Raw genomic sequence first — 502 nt, 5'->3', positions numbered from 1 at the left:
GCTCGCTCCTACAAAATAAAGCCCCTGGCGTGATGCTTCTGGTTTGTTTCGGCGGCCTCTGAGTCGCTTTTTCCTGGACATGTCTCAAGGGCTGGCTGCTCTGGGTAGGAGCGAGCTTGCTCGCGAACCGCCCAGCACCAGTGGCGTCGGGGAATCCGTTCGCGNNNAAGCTCGCTCCTACAAAATAGAGCCCGTGGCGTGACGCTTCTGGTTTGTTTCGGCGGCCTTCGAGTCGTTTTTTTCTGGACCTGTCTCAAGGGCTGGCTGCTCTGGGTAGGAGCGAGCTTGCTCNNGAACCGCCCAGCACCAGAGCCGTCGGGGAATCTGTTCGCGAGCAAGCTCGCTCCTACAAAATAAAGCCCTTGGCGTGATGCTTCTGGTTTGTTTCGGCGGCCTTCGAGTTGTTTTTTCCTGGACCTGTCTCAAGGGCTGACTGCTCTGGGTAGGAGCGAGCTTGCTCGCGAACCGCCCAGCACCAGGGGCGTCGGGGAATCCGTTCGCG

The sequence above is a fragment of the Pseudomonas sp. 21 genome (genome assembly GCF_000955805.1).
Classification (GTDB): domain Bacteria; phylum Pseudomonadota; class Gammaproteobacteria; order Pseudomonadales; family Pseudomonadaceae; genus Pseudomonas.
The sequence above is the reverse complement of the archived record's forward strand: the minus strand, read 5'-3'. Positions refer to the sequence as shown.